Annotated in this window: 16 protein-coding genes; 6 read left to right on the forward strand and 10 right to left on the reverse strand. The window is 65.7% G+C overall.

Annotated elements, in window-relative coordinates; translation table 11 throughout:
- Window positions 1-73 precede the first annotated feature (73 nt).
- Window positions 74-850 (forward strand): potassium channel family protein, encoded by a 777-nt coding sequence (locus ACN0V4_RS03860; protein ID WP_417673210.1) that lies wholly within the window; start codon window positions 74-76, stop codon window positions 848-850.
- On the opposite strand, the gene cobS is transcribed toward ACN0V4_RS03860, so the two are convergent.
- Window positions 847-1,626 (reverse strand): adenosylcobinamide-GDP ribazoletransferase, encoded by a 780-nt coding sequence (gene cobS / locus ACN0V4_RS03865; protein ID WP_417673211.1) that lies wholly within the window; start codon window positions 1,624-1,626, stop codon window positions 847-849. The two genes, ACN0V4_RS03860 and cobS, sit on opposite strands and share 4 nt — an antisense overlap.
- A 79-nt stretch (window positions 1,627-1,705) precedes the next feature.
- Between cobS and cobT the strand changes: the two genes are divergently transcribed.
- Complete coding sequence (gene cobT / locus ACN0V4_RS03870) at window positions 1,706-2,722, forward strand: nicotinate-nucleotide--dimethylbenzimidazole phosphoribosyltransferase (protein WP_417673212.1); 1,017 nt, start codon at window positions 1,706-1,708, stop codon at window positions 2,720-2,722.
- 307 nt (window positions 2,723-3,029) lie between these two features.
- On the opposite strand, the gene ACN0V4_RS03875 is transcribed toward cobT, so the two are convergent.
- Together ACN0V4_RS03875 and ACN0V4_RS03880 are read right to left on the reverse strand one after the other, a co-directional pair.
- Window positions 3,030-4,919, reverse strand: coding sequence for a cation:proton antiporter (locus ACN0V4_RS03875; RefSeq protein ID WP_417673213.1), 1,890 nt, complete (start codon window positions 4,917-4,919; stop codon window positions 3,030-3,032).
- A gap of 21 nt (window positions 4,920-4,940) precedes the next feature.
- The gene (locus ACN0V4_RS03880) at window positions 4,941-5,396 is read right to left on the reverse strand and encodes an Lrp/AsnC family transcriptional regulator (RefSeq protein WP_417673214.1); all 456 of its coding nucleotides are present in this window, start codon (window positions 5,394-5,396) and stop codon (window positions 4,941-4,943) included.
- A 151-nt stretch (window positions 5,397-5,547) separates the two neighbouring features.
- On the opposite strand from ACN0V4_RS03880, the gene hppD reads away from it, so the two are divergent.
- A complete protein-coding gene (gene hppD / locus ACN0V4_RS03885; protein ID WP_417673215.1) occupies window positions 5,548-6,663 on the forward strand; it encodes a 4-hydroxyphenylpyruvate dioxygenase in 1,116 nt (371 codons plus the stop codon).
- An 87-nt stretch (window positions 6,664-6,750) separates the two neighbouring features.
- Here hppD and tpiA read toward each other — a convergent pair whose 3' ends face one another.
- The 7 genes from tpiA to ACN0V4_RS03920 form a co-directional block, all read right to left on the reverse strand.
- Window positions 6,751-7,500, reverse strand: coding sequence for a triose-phosphate isomerase (gene tpiA / locus ACN0V4_RS03890; RefSeq protein WP_417673216.1), 750 nt, complete (start codon window positions 7,498-7,500; stop codon window positions 6,751-6,753).
- A gap of 273 nt (window positions 7,501-7,773) precedes the next feature.
- The gene (locus ACN0V4_RS03895; protein WP_417673217.1) at window positions 7,774-8,163 is read right to left on the reverse strand and encodes a HesB/IscA family protein; all 390 of its coding nucleotides are present in this window, start codon (window positions 8,161-8,163) and stop codon (window positions 7,774-7,776) included.
- A 262-nt stretch (window positions 8,164-8,425) separates the two neighbouring features.
- The gene (locus ACN0V4_RS03900; RefSeq protein ID WP_417673218.1) at window positions 8,426-8,788 is read right to left on the reverse strand and encodes an SUF system Fe-S cluster assembly protein; all 363 of its coding nucleotides are present in this window, start codon (window positions 8,786-8,788) and stop codon (window positions 8,426-8,428) included.
- 71 nt (window positions 8,789-8,859) lie between these two features.
- Window positions 8,860-9,132 (reverse strand): NfeD family protein, encoded by a 273-nt coding sequence (locus ACN0V4_RS03905; RefSeq protein ID WP_417673219.1) that lies wholly within the window; start codon window positions 9,130-9,132, stop codon window positions 8,860-8,862.
- Complete coding sequence (locus ACN0V4_RS03910; RefSeq protein WP_417673220.1) at window positions 9,132-10,022, reverse strand: SPFH domain-containing protein; 891 nt, start codon at window positions 10,020-10,022, stop codon at window positions 9,132-9,134. The genes ACN0V4_RS03905 and ACN0V4_RS03910 overlap by 1 nt, the downstream gene beginning before the upstream one ends.
- A 63-nt stretch (window positions 10,023-10,085) precedes the next feature.
- On the reverse strand, window positions 10,086-11,513 hold the full coding sequence (gene rimK, locus ACN0V4_RS03915) for a 30S ribosomal protein S6--L-glutamate ligase (RefSeq protein ID WP_417673221.1): 1,428 nt from the start codon (window positions 11,511-11,513) through the stop codon (window positions 10,086-10,088).
- Between the two features lie 93 nt (window positions 11,514-11,606).
- Window positions 11,607-12,803, reverse strand: a complete 1,197-nt coding sequence (locus tag ACN0V4_RS03920) for an MFS transporter (protein WP_417673222.1) — start codon at window positions 12,801-12,803, stop codon at window positions 11,607-11,609.
- Between the two features lie 132 nt (window positions 12,804-12,935).
- Between ACN0V4_RS03920 and tgt the strand changes: the two genes are divergently transcribed.
- The 3 genes from tgt (at window position 12,936) to lon (ending at window position 17,917) form a co-directional block, all read left to right on the forward strand.
- Entirely contained in the window at window positions 12,936-14,066 is a 1,131-nt protein-coding gene (tgt, locus tag ACN0V4_RS03925) for a tRNA guanosine(34) transglycosylase Tgt (RefSeq protein WP_417673223.1), read from the forward strand.
- 109 nt (window positions 14,067-14,175) lie between these two features.
- The gene (locus tag ACN0V4_RS03930; RefSeq protein ID WP_417673224.1) at window positions 14,176-15,264 is read left to right on the forward strand and encodes an alkene reductase; all 1,089 of its coding nucleotides are present in this window, start codon (window positions 14,176-14,178) and stop codon (window positions 15,262-15,264) included.
- 238 nt (window positions 15,265-15,502) lie between these two features.
- Complete coding sequence (lon, locus tag ACN0V4_RS03935; protein ID WP_417673225.1) at window positions 15,503-17,917, forward strand: endopeptidase La; 2,415 nt, start codon at window positions 15,503-15,505, stop codon at window positions 17,915-17,917.
- The last annotated feature ends 66 nt before the right edge of the window (window positions 17,918-17,983 follow it).

Here is a 17,983-nt window from a genome sequence, read left to right on the forward strand (position 1 = left end):
TGCGGCAAGGCGATGATTTGCGCTTAGCTTGGCGAACCCCGCAAGCGTTCTTTGAAAGGCCGCCGCCGCCACGATGCCAGATCGCCTGAAAAACCGCCTCGATCAGCTCTACAACGGCGGGGCGCGTGCCTCGGTCCGCTTCCGCTACGGGTTGATCCTGTTCGACGCCATCAGCATCCTTTATTTCATCGTCACCGCGCCCTTCATCGCGACGCCGGCGGTGCATGTGGTCAATTCGGTCTTTGGGGCGCTGATCCTGCTGGATTTCCTGGCGCGGTTCTGGCTGGCCCGCGACCGCTGGCGACTGCTTGGAAAGATTTACACGCTGGCCGATATCGTGGTGATCGCGGTGCTGATCCTTGATCCCTTCCTGTCGCACAGCCTTGCCTTCCTGCGCATCCTGCGCGGGCTCAGGCTGATCCATTCCTATCACCTGCTGGGCGATCTGCGCCGCGACAGTCGGTTTTTCCGGCTGCATGAGGACGCGGTGATCGCGGCGATCAACCTGGTGGTCTTCATCTTCACCACCGCTTCGGCCGCCTATGTGATGTTCTTCGACCAACATCCGGGGCTCGGGGCCTATATCGACGCGCTCTATTTCACCGTGGCGACGCTGACCACGACAGGCTTTGGCGATATCACCCTGGCCAGCGCGGTGGGCAAGTTGTTCTCCATCTTCGTGATGGTCTTCGGGGTGGCGCTTTTCGTCAGCCTGGCGCGGGCGCTGTTTCAGCCGCAGAAGGTGCGTTTCACCTGCCCCGATTGCGGTCTTCTCAGACACGACCCGGATGCGGTGCATTGCAAGCACTGCGGCCGGTTGCTGAATATCCCGACCGAGGGCGCCGATTAGGCCGGCGTCAGCGCCAGAAAGGCCAGCAGCGCGGCGATCTCGGCCAATTGCTGGCTGGCTCCCAGGATATCGCCGGTCTGCCCGCCGATCTTGGCCCGCGCCACCGCGGCCAGTCCCCAGACCACGACGGTCGCGGAAAGCGCGGCTGTCAGCGCGGCATCACCGGCGACCGACAAGCCGAGCACGAGGGCAAGGGCGATGCCGCCCACCGCCGTTGCGGTCGAGGGGCGACCGACCGAGCGTGACAGCCCGCCGCTCCGCGCAGGGGGGAGGGCGGCCATCAGCACCGCCATTCCGGCGCGCGAGATCAGCGCCGTGGCGATCACCGCGCCCCAACCGGCCCAGCCACCTTGCGCGACCAGCGCGCTGAGCGCACCCCAGCGCAGTCCGGTGGCAAGGATCAGCGCCAGCACGCCATAGCTGCCGATCCGGCTGTCCTTCATGATCTCCAGCCGCCGCTCGGCCGTCATCCCGCCCCAGAGCCCGTCGGCGGCATCCGCCAGCCCGTCCTCGTGCATCGCGCCGGTCAACAGCACCTGCACGGCCAGGATCAGCCCGGCCGCCACCGTGGCCGGCAGCCCCAGTGCCAGCGCAGCCGCGCCCAGCAGGCAGGCCGGCAGCGCCACCGCCAGCCCGGCCAGGGGAAAGGCCCAGCCCGCCTGCGCCTGGCGGGCGAAGGCCTCGGCCGGCAGCCTTGGCAGCGGCAGTCGCGTCAGCAGCACCAGCGCCACGGCGCCATCCTGGCCGGCCTGCCTGATCCAATCGCTTTTTCGCATCATCCGGCCCTTTCCGGGGTTGCCGCAGGGGGTCATGGGTTTAAACACCGGGGCCAGACCCGATGCAATGAGACTGGCCATGCTTCCCGATTTTCAGACGCTCGATCAGTTCCGCGCCCTTCTGGCCGGAGCCCCCGGACCCGATACCGCCGCCCTGGCCCAGGCACGGGCACGCAACGGCCAGCTCACCAAGCCGCCGGGGGCGCTGGGGCGGCTTGAGGATCTGGCGATCTGGTATGCCGGCTGGCGCGCCGATCCGCGACCGCGCATCGTGGCGCCGCAATCCATCGTCTTTGCCGGCAATCACGGCGTGGTGGCGCAGGGCATCTCGGCCTTCCCGGCCGAGGTGACGGTGCAGATGGTCGCCAACTTCCGCGCCGGCGGCGCCGCGATCAATCAGCTCGCCGGTGCCGCCGGGGCGCAGATGTCGGTGGTGGAACTCGAGCTTGACCGCCCGACCGCCGATTTCACCCAAGGCCCGGCGATGACCGAGGCCGAAACCGTCGCCGCCCTGCGCGCCGGCTGGCAGGCGGTCGATCCCGCCGCCGATCTGCTGGTGGTGGGCGAGATGGGGATCGGCAATACCACCGCCGCCGCGGCCCTGTCGCTGGTGCTCTACGGCGGCGAGGCGGGGGAGTGGACCGGGCGTGGTACCGGGCTCGACGACGCTGGGCTCGCGCATAAGACCGAAGTGGTCACCCGTGCCGTGGCGCTGCACGCGCCGACGATCACCGATGGGCTCGACGCGCTGGCCTGCCTCGGCGGGCGCGAGATCGCCGGCATGGCCGGCGCCATGGCGGCGGCGCGGCAATTGCGCATCCCGGTGATCCTTGACGGTTTCATCTGCTGCACGGCAGCCGCCTGTCTGGCGGAAACCCAGCCCGGCGCGCTCGATCATGCGATCGCCGGCCATTCCGGCGCAGAGCCTGGCCATGCCGGCGTTCTGGCACGGCTCGGCAAGGAACCGCTGCTGACCCTCGGTCTGCGGCTGGGTGAAGGCACCGGCGCCGCGCTGGCGATCCCGGTGTTGAAGGGCGCGGTCGCCTGCCTCTCCGGCATGGCGACCTTCGCCGAGGCCGGGGTGTCCGAGGGCTGAGGTCGCGAGGATCGGCGGCTCTTGCTGGGCCGCCTGACCCTTCCCCGGGGCCCCGCCCGTTCGCGCCGAACGGCCACGGGACGGTTTGCCCCTGCGTCTCCCGTGGGGTCCCTCGCCCCTCAAACGCCCCACTGGATCGTTTCCGGGGCGGGGCCATTCCTCCGCCCGTTCGCGGCTGAAAACGGTCCACTGGACCGTTTTCCGGGCGCCGCTCACCCCCCTTTTTCTAGCTGAAAATATCCCGGGGTGAATGCGCCGCAAGGCGCAGAGGGGCAGAGCCCCTGCCGCGCTTGCCGCGTTTCTCCACTCAAGCCGATTTGCGCAGCTTCTCCTGTTCCGCCAGTGCGAGAAGCGCCGATTCCAGCTCTTTTTCCAGCTCCTTGGTTCGCTGGATATAGGCGGCGTTCTCGCTCGCCGGCACCCCCGGTTTCCACAGCTTGGCCAGCTCGCGCACGCTGTGGCGGTCATGGGCATAGAAGGTCTGCTCGGCCTGCGCCGCCTCGTATTCGCTCAGCCCGATGTTCTCGAGCACATAGCGCCCGGCACGCAGCGAGCTGTCGAACATCTCGCGCACGATGTCGTCAGCCCCGGCCTGATAGAGATCGAACACATGGTTGCGGTCGTGGGCGCGGACGATGATGTGCAGATCGGGCCGTTCGCGCCGGGCATAGGTCACCAGCTTGGTGGAGCTGGCCGGATCGTCCAGCGCCACCACCAGCACCCGCGCCTTGGCGAGGCCCGCGGCCTTCAACAGCTCGGGTCGGGTCGGATCGCCCAGGAACCCTTTCACCCCGAACCGCCGCATCAGTTGGATCGTCTCCATGTCGTGGTCGAGCACGATGGTCTTGAAGCCGCTGGCGCGCACCAGCCGGTTGACGATCTGGCCGAACCGACCGATGCCGGCGATGATCACCGGGCCCTCGTCGTCGATCTTGTCGGCCTGCTGCACCGGGCTGGTCTCCTTCAGCCGCTTCGACAGGATATCATGCACGATGAACAGCAAAGGCGTGATCAGCATGGTCAGCGCCACCACCAGCAACAGCTTTTCCGACAGATTCTGCGGCAGCACGTTCAATTGGGTCGAGAAGGCCAGCAGCACAAAGGCGAATTCACCGGCCTGCGCCAGCCCCAGCGTGAACAGCCACTGATCGCGCCCCCTGAGCTTGAAGGCGCGGCCGACGAAGAACAGCACCACCCCCTTGATCACGATCGCCAGCAGCGCCAGCCCGATCAGGTCGAGCGGATCGGCCAGAAACGCCTTGAAGTTGATGCCGGCCCCGACGGTGATGAAGAACAGCCCCAGCAGCAGCCCCTTGAAGGGTTCGAGGTCGCTTTCCAGCTCGTGGCGGAATTCGCTGTTGGCCAGAACCACCCCGGCCAGAAAGGCGCCAAGCGCCGGCGAGAGCCCCACCAAGGTCATCAGGAAGGAGATGCCGACGACGATCACCAGCGCCAGCGCGGTATACATCTCGCGCAGATGGGCGGCGTGGATATAGCGGAACACCGGCCGGGTCAGGTAGACGCCGGCGAGGATCACCGCGCCGACCGCGCCGATGGTCACCAGCGTCACCGCCCAGCCCGGCAGGCCCTCGACCAGCGACAGGCCGGTATGGCCGGCGTCATGCGCCGCCTCGCCGTTCGTCCGCTGGATCGACCCGTCAAGCCCGAGAACCACCCCGGGAGGGGCGATCGCCAGCAGTGGCAGGAAGGCGAGAATCGGGATCACCGCGATATCCTGCGTCAGCAGGACCGAGAACACCGAGCGTCCGCCGCTGGTCTGCATCAGCCCCTTTTCCGACAGGGTCTGCAGCACGATGGCGGTGGAGGAGAGCGAGAAGGCCATGCCGACGGCGAGGCCCACCTGCCAGGTCTCGCCGGCGGCGAGGGCGGCGATCATCAGCACCAGCGTGGTCACGGTGATTTGCAGCCCGCCCAGCCCGATCAGCCGGTCGCGCATGTTCCACAGCGCCTTCGGCTCCAGCTCCAGCCCGATCAGGAACAGCATCATCACCACGCCGAATTCGGCGAAATGCTGCAGATCCTGGGTTTCCGACCCGACCAGTCCCAGCACCGGCCCGATGACGATGCCGGCAGCGAGATAGCCCAGAACCGATCCCAGCCCCATGCGGGCGGCGAAGGGCACCGCGATCACCGCGGCGGCCAGATAGATCGTCGCCTGGTAGAGAAAACCTTCCAAGATGACCGTTCCTTTCCGGGGTCAGGTGGGCAGCGGCGCATCGGGCTTGAGCTGATCCATCACGATCTGGCTTTGCACCCGGGCCACCGTGGGGTGGGGCAGAATGATGTCGTGGAGCAGCCGGTTGAGCGCTGGCAGATCCTCGCAATAGACGCGCAGCAGATAGTCCGCTTCGCCGGTCATCGTCCAGACGCTGATGATCTCGGGCCGCGACCGCACCAACCGGGCAAAGCCCTTGGCCTGTTCCGGGCCATGGGTGCCCAGATGGACCTGGATGAAGCCCTGAACGTGCAGCCCGAGCTTGAGCGGATCGAGCCGGGCGGCATAGCCGACGATATAGCCTTCGGCCTCCAGCCGCTGGCGGCGGCGGCCTGCCTGGCTGGGGGAGAGGTTCAGCAACTCTCCCAATTCCTGCGCGGTCAGATGCGCGTCCTTCTGGAGCGCAGCCAGAAGGCGTGTGTCAATGTCATCGAGCATGTGCGGTGGATTCCTTGATCTCTGCCAGTTTAGTGCGGGAACCCCGCATGTCAAATCGGGTTTGCGCGGAAAAATGCGCAAATTACGTATTTCACATGTCGTATTCTTGGAGGCAGCAGAAAAACGCTCGTCGCAACAGAGGAGATGCGCCATGGGACCTTTCCCGCACAATGCCCCGAAATCGGTGATCAGCCCGGAAAATCCCGCCGGCACCGACGGGTTCGAGTTCGTCGAATTCGCTCATCCCGATCCGCAGGAGCTGCGCGACCTCTTCGCCCGCATGGGCTATGCGCTGGTGGCGCGGCACAAGACCAAGCCGGGGATCGAGCTGTGGCAGCAGGGCGATATCACCTATATCCTGAATGCTGAAAAAGGCAGCTTCGCCGAGAAGTTCGTGGCCGAACACGGCCCCTGCGCCCCCGCGATGGGCTGGCGTGTGGTGGATGCGCAGCAGGCCTTTGATCACGCGGTCTCGAAAGGGGCAGAGGCCTATGAGGGCAGCGACAAGACCATGGATGTGCCGGCGATCAAGGGCATCGGCGGCAGCCTGATCTATTTCATCGACCAGTATTACGAAACCTCGCCCTATAATGCGGAGTTCGAGTGGCTGGCGCAGTCGAAGCCGCGCGGGGTCGGTTTCTATTACCTCGACCATCTGACTCACAATGTCTTCGCGGGCAATATGGACAAGTGGTTCGCCTTCTATGGCGATCTGTTCAACTTCCGCGAAATCCGCTTCTTCGACATCCAGGGCAAGTTCACCGGCTTGTTCAGCCGGGCGCTGACCTCGCCCTGCGGCCGCATTCGCATCCCGATCAACGAGGATCGCGGCGAGACCGGGCAGATCGTCGCCTATCTGAAGAAATACAAGGGCGAGGGCATCCAGCATATCGCGGTGGGGACCGAGGATATCTATGGCGCCACCGACGCCATCGCCGAGATGGGGCTGAAGTTCATGCCGGGGCCGAATGACGCCTATTACGAGATGTCCCATGACCGGGTGAAAGGCCATGACGAACCGATCGAGCGGATGAAGAAACACGGCATCCTGATCGACGGCGAGGGTGTGGTCGATGGCGGCGAGACGCGGATTTTGCTGCAAATCTTCTCGAAAACCGTGATCGGGCCGATCTTCTTCGAATTCATCCAGCGCAAGGGCGACGACGGATTCGGCGAGGGCAACTTCAAGGCGCTGTTCGAATCGATCGAGCGCGAGCAGATCGAGAGCGGCGAACTGGTGGCGCCCGAGGCGACCGCGGCGGAGTGATCGGTCCTGCCCTGGTCCCGACCGGGGCAGGACAAAGCCCGAAATCCGGCGCGGATTTCGGGCTTTGTCCTGTCGGGAAGCTGAGCCTCAGGCGGCGTCGAGCGCCTCGATGATGGCGGCGAAATCCGCGGCCTTCAGGCTGGCGCCTCCGACCAGCGCGCCATCGACGTTGGAGACGGCGAAGATCTCGGCGGCATTGCTGCCCTTGACCGAACCGCCATAGAGCAGCCGGATCGCATCGCCGATCTCGGGCCCGAACCGGGCTTCGAGCTTTTCACGCATGAAATCATGCACCTCGCCGATCTGACCCAGGCTGGGCACATGGCCGGTGCCGATCGCCCAGACCGGTTCATAGGCGATCACCAGGGTTTCGGCGGTCACATTGGCGGGCACCGAGCCGGCGAGCTGGCCGGCGATGATGTCGAGCGTCGCACCACCTTCGCGCTGATCGAGGGTTTCGCCGACGCAGACGATGGCGGTCAGCCCGGCGTCGATCGCAGCCTCGGTCTTGTCGCGCACCACCGCGTCGGTCTCGCCGTAATCGGTGCGCCGCTCGGAATGGCCGAGGATGACATAGCGGGCGCCGGCGTCGAGCAGCATCTCGGCGCTGACATCGCCGGTATGGGCGCCGGCATGGGCGGCGTGACAATCCTGGCCGCCGATCCGGATGGCGCTGCCGGCCACGGCCTGGGCGGCGCGGTGAATCAGCGGGCTCGGCGGACAGATCAGAATCTCGGATTTCGGCGCGGGTTCCAGCGCGGCAAGGGCGGCCAGTTCGCTCAGCGCGGCGCCGGTGCCGTTCATCTTCCAGTTTCCTGCCGCCAGTTTCTGCCGCATGCCTGACCCCTTGTCCGTTTTTGACTGCTTTCCGATGTCTCGTAGCATCGCGGCGAGGGCGAAACAATTGCGCAGGCCAGTGCGGGCGCGCCCTGGGGGAAGGATTGCCGATCGGCGGGCGGAAACGCTGAAATGGGAGGAGCTTGGGGGAAGGGGGCTCTGCCCCCATCGCCTGCGGCGATTCCCCCGGAGTATTTCGGCAGAGAAGAAGCTGCGGGCGGCCTCGGGGGCCGCGCCAAGGGATTTAGAGCCGGGGGATCAGAAGTAGGGGGATCAGAACCGGGGGATGCCGTCCGCCGCGCTCTCGGTTGCCGGGGCGTCCTTGAACTTGATCGACTCGCCGCAGCCGCAGGCCTCGGCCACATTGGGGTTGTTGAACTTGAAGCCTGATTCCAGCAGGCTCACCTCATAGTCGATCTCGGTGCCGAAGAGGAACATCTGCGCCATCGGCGCGATCAGGATCCGGGCGCCGTCCTGATCAACCACCTCGTCGTGGGGCGCGGCCTCGTCGACGTAGTCCATCGTGTATTCCATGCCGGCGCATCCCCCCTTCTTGACGCCAATGCGCAGACCGGCGTGACCGCCCTTCTGCATCAGCCTGGCGATCTGCGCCGCGGCGCGGGGGGTCATCGTGACGGCCTGTTTTCCGGGAATGCCAAACATGGGTTTCTCCTTCACCATTAATCTAGGGCGCCGGGCGGCGGGGCTCAAGCCCCCAGACGAGGACAGGAAGGCTGCGGGGGAAAGAGAGGGCCGCCCGGGGGGAGGGCGGCCCTTTGGGGGGATCGAAGACATGCCCTTGATGGGGCGGGCATGGCCCTGTCGCCGATGCTAGGGAGCGGATGTGACGAAACCCGGACATCGCTGTGACATCCACGTCAAGAGTTTGCGACAGGCGCCTGAAATCTGTGGATAAGGGCGCGGCTTACATGAAGCCCAGTTCCAGCCGCGCCTCGTCCGACATCATGTCCATGCCCCAGGGCGGTTCCCAGGTCAGTTCGACATCGGCCGATTTGACCCCGGGGACGGTCTCCACCGCCTCGATCACCCAGCCGGGCATGTCGCCGGCCACCGGGCAGCCGGGCGCCGTCAGGGTCATGATGATCTTGACCTCGTCGTCATCGTTGATCTCGATGGTGTAGATCAGGCCAAGCTCATAGATATTCACCGGGATTTCCGGATCATAGACGGTGCGGCAGGCGTTGACGACCTGGTCGTAAAGGGGATGGTCCACGGTCGACGGCGCGATCAGCGGCGTGCCTTCCAGCGGTTCGGGGGCTTGGGTCATCGGGGCCTCGGTTCTTATCCTGAGCGAATATATAAGCTATCGCTCGGGAAGGTCCAGAGCGTGGCGCAGACTCAGTCGTTGATGTCCTTGTCGATGATCCTGGTCTGCCCCGAGGAATGCGGGAACAGCCGCCGCATCACCACCCAGGCCGCCAGCGACAGCAGCGCAAAGATCAGCAGGAGCGGCGCCAGCGTCAGGGCCGCGCCGATCAGCAGAAGCAGCAGTCCGACGCCGAGCGCGCCGAAGGCGAAGCCGAGGAAGACGAACCCCGGCACCAGCACCTCGAGCGTGGCAAGCACCAGCGCCGCCGCGATCCAGAGCCACCAGATCGTCCAGAGCAGCATCACGCGCGCCCCTTCAGCAGCTTGAAGGCATCTCCGAAGGCCTCGAGCGCCTGGGCGGGAACCACGATGGTCTGCTTGCCCGATCCGTTGCCAAGCGCGGTCAGCGCCTCGACCTGTTTCAGCGCGACCTGATACTGTGCCGCCTCAAGCCCGTTTTCCGCGATCGCCTTGGCGACCACCTCGGTGGCATAGGCCTCTGCATCAGCCTGGATGCGGCGCGCCTTGGCGGTCTGTTCGGCGGCGTAGAGCTCGGCATCGGCCTGCAGCTCGACCGAGCGCTTGCGGCCCTCGGCCTCGGTCACCTGGGCGCGGCGGGCGCGTTCGGCGTTGAGCTGTTGCAGCATGGCGTCGCGGGTGGCCTGATCGAGATTGACGTCGAGGATCTCGGCGCGGGTCACCTCGATCCCCCAATCGTCCACCGCATCGGCGACCGAGGCCTTGATGGTGGTGATCAGTTGCGAGCGGTTCGACTGCACCTCGTCCAGATCCATCTTGCCGATCTCGGCGCGCACGATGCCGGCGACGGTGGTGGCGATGGCGGCATCGACGTCGCGGATGCGATAGACGGTCTTTTCCGGCTCGATGATGCGGTAGAAGACCGAGGTTTCGACCTCGACCAGCACGTTGTCGCGGGTGATCGCATCCTGGCTGGCGGTGGGCAATTGCCGTTCGAGAATGGAAATCTTGTGCCGCACCACATCGAGGAAGGGCACGATGAAGTTGATGCCCGGTCCCATCACCGCGCGCAACCGGCCGAAGCGTTCGACCACGTATTTCTCCGACTGGGGCACGATACGCACCCCCTTGAGGATGACGACGATGACGAACAGCGCCGCCAGAAGATAGACGATATTGGCCGACAGCAGGCCGGCGATCTGATCCTCGGTCATGGAGGGCTCCTCAAGTATGCGCCAAAGACTGTCCTGCCTATATGGCGGCAGCAGGGGGGCGCATCAAGCGTCGCTGGCGGTTGCGCGCAGGGCGCGTTGACGGCGCGGCACCGGGCGGGGGCGGACGTGGCTCTCGATCTCGTCATAGATGCGACCGACCACATCCTTGCCGGTGGCCTGTTCGATCCCCTCGAAGCCGGGGGAGGAGTTGACCTCGAGCACCTTGGGGCCGTCGTCGCTGCGCAGCAGGTCGACGCCGGCCATGTTCAGGCTGAAGGCGCGGGCGGCGCGCACCGCCACGTCACGCTCCTCCTTGCTGATGCGGGTGACGCTGGCCTGACCGCCCTGATGCAGGTTCGAGCGGAAATCGCCCTCGGCCCCGGTGCGCTTCATCGCCGCGACCACCTTGCCGCCGATCACCAGACAGCGCACATCCTCGCCCGCCGCCTCCTTGACGAAGTGCTGGACCAGAAAGTTGGCGCGCAGGCCGCGGAAGGCCGAGATCACGGATTCGGCGGCCTTCTTGGTCTCGGCCAGCACCACGCCCTTGCCCTGGGTGCTTTCCAGCAGCTTGACGATCAACGGGGCGCCGCCGACCAGACCGATCAGGTTGCTGGTGTCCTTGGGCGAGGAGGCGAAGGCGGTGGCCGGCATGCCGATCTTGTGGCGCGCCAGCACCTGATGCGCGTGCAGCTTGTCGCGGCTGGCGGTGATGCCGGCCGAGCCGTTGACGCAATAGGTGCCGATGGTTTCGAACTGGCGGATCAGCGCGGTGCCGTATTGGGTGACCGAGGCGCCGATGCGCGGGATCACTGCGTCATAACGCGGCAGGCGCTTGCCGTCATAATGCACCTCGGGCGCCATCGCGTTGATCGCCATATAGCAGCGGGTGGTGTCGATCACCTCGACGGTATGGCCGCGCGCCTCGCCGACTTCGACCAGCCGGCGGGTGGAATAATTGTCCTCACGGCTGAGCACGGCGATCCGCAGGGCGCGTTTCGGCGCGCTTTGGCGCATCAGGGCGGAATGATAGACGTCGTAATTCAGCACCGGCTGCAGGTGCCGTTCGGTCGGCAGGATCGAGATATGATCGGTCAAGGCCTGCCGGCCCAGCAGCATGCGGCTGGCCATGCCGGCGCGGTTGGTCAGGGTGATCTCGATCGGCCATTTCCGGCCGGCGACCAGCAAGGGTGTGGTGATGACATAGCGCAGCTCGGATTCGCCGTTTGACGAGGTCACCTCGCGCCGGTCGGTGATCGGGGCGGAACAGGCGATTTCCAGATCGTCGCGGCCGGGAATCGGATGCACCGAAAACCGCACCTTGGGGGCGGAGGAGGGGCCGAAGAGCTCGATATCATAGGCATGCAGCGCCGAGGTCCGCGCGCCGGTGTCGATCTTGGCGCTGATCGCCGGCAGACCGAGTGCGGGCAAGGCGATCCATTCCTCCCAGCCGAAAGTCAGCGGGAGGGGCGCGGCGGGGGAATCGATCATGCTTGGGGATCCTGGGGCAGTCCTCTATGCCGGCCTCCCTAGCGGTTTGCCGCACCCGCGCAAGTGAATTTTCTGCAACTGCAAAATGACGGGTCAGCCCCGTCCGAGACCCAGATCGAGGCCGCGCGCCCTGGCCCGGGCGCGGCTGAGCCCGAGATGGACGAAGAACGCCGCCGCATAGCAGAGCGCGACCACCACGGTCAGCCCCGGCTTTCCGGCGCCACCATAGATCGCCAGCATCAGCGGCGTGCCGGTCATATTGCCCAGATTGCCCATCTGCGCCAATGCGCCATTGGCGAGCGCTCGGGTCTCGGCGGTGTCGTTGAGCTGGGGGATGGCGGCAAAGCTCGCCCCCTGGACCAAGCCGAGACAGGCGAAGAGCGCGATGGCGGGCAGGCCGCTGTCGGGGGCGAGCGGCAGGCTGAGCGCCAAGCAGAAGGCGAGGGCGAAGCCCAGCATCACCACCTTGATCGCCGGCCAGCGGCGCAGCAGGGCAACCCCCAGCGTCATCGAGACGGCGATCGCCGCCAGTGGCGCGAGTGTGGCGGTGAGGGTGGCGGCGCGCGCCGGCAGCAGTGGCGGCCAGACCGCCAGCAGCGCGACGAAGGTCAGGGTATAGAACAGCCAGCCCCAGGCCGGCGCGGCGAGGAAGGGCGAGCGGTAGAGGTCGAGATGCCGCCTGAGAAGCCCGGCGAATGTCAGGGGCGGCTTGGTTCTCGGGATCGGCGTGTCGGCGGGGACGAGACGGAGCAGCAGCAGCGCCATCGCCGCCATCCAGATCGCATGCGCGGCGAAGAGCGCCTGCGGCCCATAGCGCTCGGCCACCGGCACGCCGATCAGCGCGGTGACGGCGAAGGCGACGCCGAAGAAGGTGCCCCAGAGGGTCAGCGCCGCCGAGCGGATGCCATCGGGCGCCACCTGGGCGATCAGCGTCGGGGCGGCCACCACGATCGCCAGATGGCTGGCCCCCTCGGCCACCCGCAGGAGCAGCATCAGCGGCAACGGCGGCAGCGCCGTCTGCGCCAGCGAGATTGCGCCGCCCGCCGCCAGGGCCCAGATCAGGGTGCGGCGAAACCCGATGCGCGCGACCAGCATGCCGGCCACCAGCCCCAGTAGCACTCCCATCAGGCTGAGAAGCGAGACCAGGAACCCCAGCGCGGTGCCGGCCTGCGGATAGGCCTGACCGAGCTGTGGCAGGATCACCGCCATCTTGGCGAATTGCCCCGCCGCGCCGAGGCCGGCGGCGTAAAGCGCGAGGATCGCGATCCAGGGGGACAGGGGGCGGGTCATCGGTGCAGGGTTGGCGCGCCATGGGGCGGATTGCAAGGCGTCCGGTGCCGGTCGCGGCGCCGGGGCCTTGCCAGCGCGGCGCGTTTGCCGCAATACCGGCCGGATTGGCTCAGGACAAAGCGGGGGGTCGCGATGACGACGAAATTCTCCTTCACGCTGAAGGCAACCGACGGCAAGGCGCGCACCGGCGTGATCGACACGCCGCGCGGTCAAATCCGCACCCCTGCCTTCATGCCGGTGGGCACGGCCGCGACCGTCAAGGCGATGATGCCGGAAAGCGTGGCGGCGACCGGCGCCGACATCCTTCTGGGCAATACCTATCACCTGATGCTGCGCCCCACCGCCGAGCGGATCGACCGGCTGGGTGGCCTGCACAAGTTCATGAACTGGCACAAGCCGATCCTGACCGACTCGGGCGGGTTCCAGGTGATGAGCCTGTCGGGTCTGCGCAAGCTGACCGAAGAGGGGGTGACCTTCAAATCCCATGTCGACGGCTCGAAACATCACCTGAGCCCGGAACGGTCGATGGAAATCCAGCGGCTCTTGGGGTCGGACATCGTGATGTGTTTCGATGAATGTCCCGCCTTGCCGGCCGACCGCGACCGCATCGCCGAGAGCATGCGGCTGTCGATGCGCTGGGCCGCGCGGTCGCGCGAAGCCTTCGGTGATCGGCCAGGATACGCGCTTTTCGGCATCCAGCAGGGCGGGCTTGAGCGCGACATGCGCGAGGAGAGCGCCGAGGCGCTGAAGGCGATCGGCTTCGAGGGCTATGCCATCGGCGGGCTCGCCGTGGGCGAGGGGCAGGAGGCGATGTTCGGCTGTCTCGACTACGCCCCCGACATGCTGCCCGAGGACAAGCCGCGCTATCTGATGGGGGTGGGCAAGCCTGACGACATCGTGGGCGCGGTGAAGCGCGGCGTCGACATGATGGACTGCGTGCTGCCGTCGCGGTCGGGCCGGACCGGGCAGGTTTTCACCCGTCATGGGGTTTTGAACATCAAGAACGCACGGCATCAGGATGATCCGCGTCCGCTGGACGAACAGTGCGGCTGTCCCGCCTGCCGCAACTATTCGCGCGCCTATCTGCACCATGTGTTCCGCAGTCAGGAGATCATCTCCTCGATGCTGCTGACCTGGCACAACCTGCATTACTTCCAGGATCTGATGCAGGGCATGCGCGACGCCATCGCCGAGGGCCGTTTCGACGCCTGGGAGGCCGAGTTCCATGCCCGGCGGGCCGAGGGCGATATCGCGCCGCTGTGATCGTCTGACCTGCGCGTACATGCGCGCCGGGGCTTGCCGCGGCGCAGAATGCGCTTAGCTTCCCTGTCGGACCCGCCTTGCCAGCGCGGGACGGAAAGGGAGTTTCCTCATGTCGTACAAGCTTTTTTCGCCCTTCACCGCGGGCGATATCTCGCTGAAGAACCGCGTCGTCATGGCGCCTTTGACCCGGAACCGGGCCGATGACGTGACCGGCGAGGTCAATGATCTCCACGTCGAATACTATCGCCAGCGTGCCACCGCCGGGCTGATCATCACCGAAGCCTCCCAGATCTCGCCGCAGGGCAAGGGCTATATCCAGACCCCCGGCATCTATACCGAGGCGCAGGCCGAGGCCTGGAAAAAGGTCACCGAGGCCGTGCACGAGGCGGGCGGCAAGATCGTCATCCAGCTCTGGCATGTCGGCCGCATCAGCCATACCTCGCTACAGCCCGACGGGCAGGCGCCGGTCGCGCCCTCGGCGATCCCGGCGGGGGTGAAGACCTTTACCCAGAACGGGTTCGAGGAAACCTCCGCCCCGCGCGCGCTGGCGATCGAGGAATTGCCGGGCATCGTCGAGGATTACCGCAAGGCCGCGCGGCTGGCGATGATCGCCGGCTTTGACGGGGTCGAGGTGCATGGCGCCAATGGCTATCTGCTGGATCAGTTCCTCAAGACCGGCGCCAACCATCGCGACGACGCCTATGGCGGGCCGGTCGAGAACCGCGCGCGGCTGCTGCTTGAAGTGCTGGAGGCTGTGACCGAGGAGATCGGCGGGGGCAAGGTCGGGTTGCGGCTGTCGCCGTTCAGCCCTGCCAATGGCGTATCCGATGCCGATCCGATGGCGACCTTCAGCTATGTGGTGCCGCAACTGAACCGCTTCGGTCTGGCCTATCTGCATATGGTCGAAGGCGCCACCGGCGGATCGCGCGAACTGGCCGCGGGCGAAAGCATCACGGCGCTGCGCGCGATGTTCGAGGGGCCCTATATGGCCAACAACGGCTACGACCGGCAGATGGCGCTGGATGCGATCGAAACGGGTGCGGCCGATCTGGTGGCCTTCGGACGGCCGTTCATCTCCAACCCCGATCTGGTGGCGCGGCTGGAACAGGATGCGCCCTGGAACGAACTGGATCGCGCCACCCTTTACGGCGGCGGGGCAAAGGGGCTGATCGACTATCCGGCGCTCGAAGCGGTCTGACCGAAGCTTGTGTCGGCCGGGAGGAACGGTCTGCCGCCTCCCGGCCGGGTTTTCCACAACAAAAGGTCAAATGCTCTCTTGCGGCCCCGTCGCACCCGCGCCATGCTGGCCGACGCCTGAAACGGGCGAGGTTGAAATGGAGAGGGCGACGCCCCACGTAACAACTCGATGACAGGAGATGGCCGAGCGCCGCCTCGAAGAGGGGCCAGTGCCATCTTGCCAAAGCCAAGGAACGCATATGCAAGAGCCTCTCAACTCCTCCTACCCGGTCCTGCCGCTGCGCGATATCGTGGTTTTCCCCCACATGATCGTGCCGCTGTTTGTGGGTCGGGAAAAATCCGTCCGGGCGCTGGAAGAGGTTATGGCGGACGACAAGCAGATTCTGCTGTCCAGCCAGATCGACCCCGCCGTAGACGATCCCGATGTCGATGGCATCTATATGACCGGCGTGCTGGCCAATGTGCTGCAGTTGCTGAAACTGCCCGATGGCACCGTCAAGGTGCTGGTCGAAGGCCAGGCGCGGGTCCGCATCACCGAATTTCTGCCCAATGAGTCCTTCTTCGAGGCGCGGGCTGAATATCTGACCGAAATCCCGGGCGATGTCACCACCACCGAAGCGCTGCTGCGCACGGTGGAGGATGAATTCGAACGCTATGCCAAGGTGCGCAAGAACATCCCCGAGGAAGCTCTCGCCGCCGTCAGCGAAAGCACCGATCCCGCCAAGCTCGCCGATCTGATCGCGGGCCATCTGGGCATCGACGTGTCGCGCAAGCAGGAGCTTCTGGAAACCCTCTCGATCTCCGAGCGGCTGGAAAAGGTCTATGGTCTGATGCAGGGCGAAATGTCCGTTCTGCAGGTCGAGAAGAAGATCAAGACCCGGGTCAAGTCGCAGATGGAGAAGACCCAGCGCGAATATTATCTGAATGAGCAGATGAAGGCCATTCAGAAGGAGCTGGGCGATGGCGACGAGGGCGAGGGCGAGATTGCCGAGCTTGAGGCCCGCATCGCCGAGACCAAGCTTTCGAACGAGGCCAGGGAAAAGGCCGAGGCCGAGCTGAAGAAGCTGAAACACATGTCGCCCATGTCGGCCGAGGCCACCGTGGTGCGCAACTATCTCGACTGGATGCTGTCGATCCCCTGGGGGGTGAAGTCCCGGGTCAAGAAGGATCTGACCCGCGCCGAGGAGATCCTCGATCATGACCACTATGGCCTCGAGAAGGTCAAGGAACGGATCGTCGAATATCTCGCGGTGCAGCAGCGCTCGAAAAAGCTGAAGGGGCCGATCATGTGCCTCGTCGGCCCTCCGGGCGTCGGCAAGACCTCGCTGGGTAAATCGGTCGCCAAGGCCACGGGGCGCGAATTCATTCGCATCTCGCTGGGTGGCGTGCGTGACGAGAGCGAGATCCGCGGTCACCGTCGGACCTATATCGGCTCGATGCCCGGCAAGATCATCCAGGCGCTGAAGAAGGCGAAGACCACCAACCCGCTGATCCTGCTCGACGAGATCGACAAGATGGGCCAGGATTTCCGTGGCGATCCCGCTTCGGCCATGCTGGAGGTGCTCGATCCGGAACAGAACTCCACCTTCGTGGACCACTATCTCGAGGTCGAATACGACCTGAGCGACGTGATGTTCCTGACCACGGCGAACTCCTACAACATGCCGGGGCCGCTTCTCGACCGGATGGAGATCATCCCGCTCTCGGGCTATACCGAGGACGAAAAGCGCGAGATCGCCAAGCAGCACCTGTTGCCGAAGCAGATCAAGAACCATGGGCTCAAACCCCAGGAGTTCTCGATGACCGATGATGCGCTGACCGCCATCATCCGCTTCTATACCCGTGAGGCCGGGGTGCGGAGCCTGGAGCGCGAGATCGCCAAGGTCTGCCGCAAGGCGCTGACCAAGCTCGTCAAGAAAGAGGTGGCGAACGTTACCGTGACCGCCGACAATATTGACGATTACCTGGGCGTGAAGAAGTTCCGCTATGGTCTGGCCGAGAAGGAAGACCAGATCGGCGTCGTTACCGGGCTGGCCTGGACCAGCGTCGGCGGCGAGCTTCTGAGCATCGAGGCGCTGCGTCTGCCGGGCAAGGGCCGGATGAAGACCACCGGGAAACTGGGCGAGGTGATGAAGGAATCGATCGACGCGGCCTCGAGCTACGTGCGTTCCATCGCACCGCAGCTTGGCGTCAAGCCGACCAGTTTCGACAAGTGGGACATCCACGTTCACGTCCCCGATGGCGCGACGCCGAAGGATGGGCCCTCGGCCGGTCTGGCGATGGTCACGGCCATTGTCTCGGTGCTGACGCAGATCCCGGTGCGCAAGGATATCGCCATGACTGGCGAGGTCACCCTGCGCGGCAATGCCACCGCCATCGGCGGGCTGAAGGAGAAACTGCTGGCCGCGCTGCGTGGCGGCATCAAGACGGTGCTGATTCCGGAAGAGAATGAAAAGGATCTGCCGGAAATCCCCGACAACGTGAAGCAGGGGCTGGAGATCATCCCGGTCACCCACGTGTCGGAGGTGCTCAAGCACGCCCTGGTGCGTCAGCCGGAGCCGATCGAATGGAACGAGGCGGCCGAGGAAGAGGCCGCAGCCGCCCGTGCCAAGATGACGACGGCGGAAGAAAATTCCGGCGCCACCGCGCACTAAGCCGGAACGACATGCTAGCGTTCATCAGGCGGGCCCTCGGGCCCGCCTTTTTCATGTGCGTGGGAG

The organism is Pseudodonghicola sp. (assembly GCF_048268305.1).
Taxonomy (GTDB): domain Bacteria; phylum Pseudomonadota; class Alphaproteobacteria; order Rhodobacterales; family Rhodobacteraceae; genus Pseudodonghicola.

Coding starts and splice junctions, on each gene's coding strand:
- ACN0V4_RS03860 (WP_417673210.1), top strand. CDS start 74: ATGCCAGATCGCCTGAAAAACCGCCTCGATCAGCTCTACAACGGCGGG.
- cobS (WP_417673211.1), bottom strand. CDS start 1,626: ATGCGAAAAAGCGATTGGATCAGGCAGGCCGGCCAGGATGGCGCCGTG.
- cobT (WP_417673212.1), top strand. CDS start 1,706: ATGCTTCCCGATTTTCAGACGCTCGATCAGTTCCGCGCCCTTCTGGCC.
- ACN0V4_RS03880 (WP_417673214.1), bottom strand. CDS start 5,396: ATGCTCGATGACATTGACACACGCCTTCTGGCTGCGCTCCAGAAGGAC.
- hppD (WP_417673215.1), top strand. CDS start 5,548: ATGGGACCTTTCCCGCACAATGCCCCGAAATCGGTGATCAGCCCGGAA.
- tpiA (WP_417673216.1), bottom strand. CDS start 7,500: ATGCGGCAGAAACTGGCGGCAGGAAACTGGAAGATGAACGGCACCGGC.
- ACN0V4_RS03895 (WP_417673217.1), bottom strand. CDS start 8,163: ATGTTTGGCATTCCCGGAAAACAGGCCGTCACGATGACCCCCCGCGCC.
- ACN0V4_RS03900 (WP_417673218.1), bottom strand. CDS start 8,788: ATGACCCAAGCCCCCGAACCGCTGGAAGGCACGCCGCTGATCGCGCCG.
- ACN0V4_RS03905 (WP_417673219.1), bottom strand. CDS start 9,132: ATGCTGCTCTGGACGATCTGGTGGCTCTGGATCGCGGCGGCGCTGGTG.
- ACN0V4_RS03910 (WP_417673220.1), bottom strand. CDS start 10,022: ATGACCGAGGATCAGATCGCCGGCCTGCTGTCGGCCAATATCGTCTAT.
- rimK (WP_417673221.1), bottom strand. CDS start 11,513: ATGATCGATTCCCCCGCCGCGCCCCTCCCGCTGACTTTCGGCTGGGAG.
- ACN0V4_RS03920 (WP_417673222.1), bottom strand. CDS start 12,803: ATGACCCGCCCCCTGTCCCCCTGGATCGCGATCCTCGCGCTTTACGCC.
- tgt (WP_417673223.1), top strand. CDS start 12,936: ATGACGACGAAATTCTCCTTCACGCTGAAGGCAACCGACGGCAAGGCG.
- ACN0V4_RS03930 (WP_417673224.1), top strand. CDS start 14,176: ATGTCGTACAAGCTTTTTTCGCCCTTCACCGCGGGCGATATCTCGCTG.
- lon (WP_417673225.1), top strand. CDS start 15,503: ATGCAAGAGCCTCTCAACTCCTCCTACCCGGTCCTGCCGCTGCGCGAT.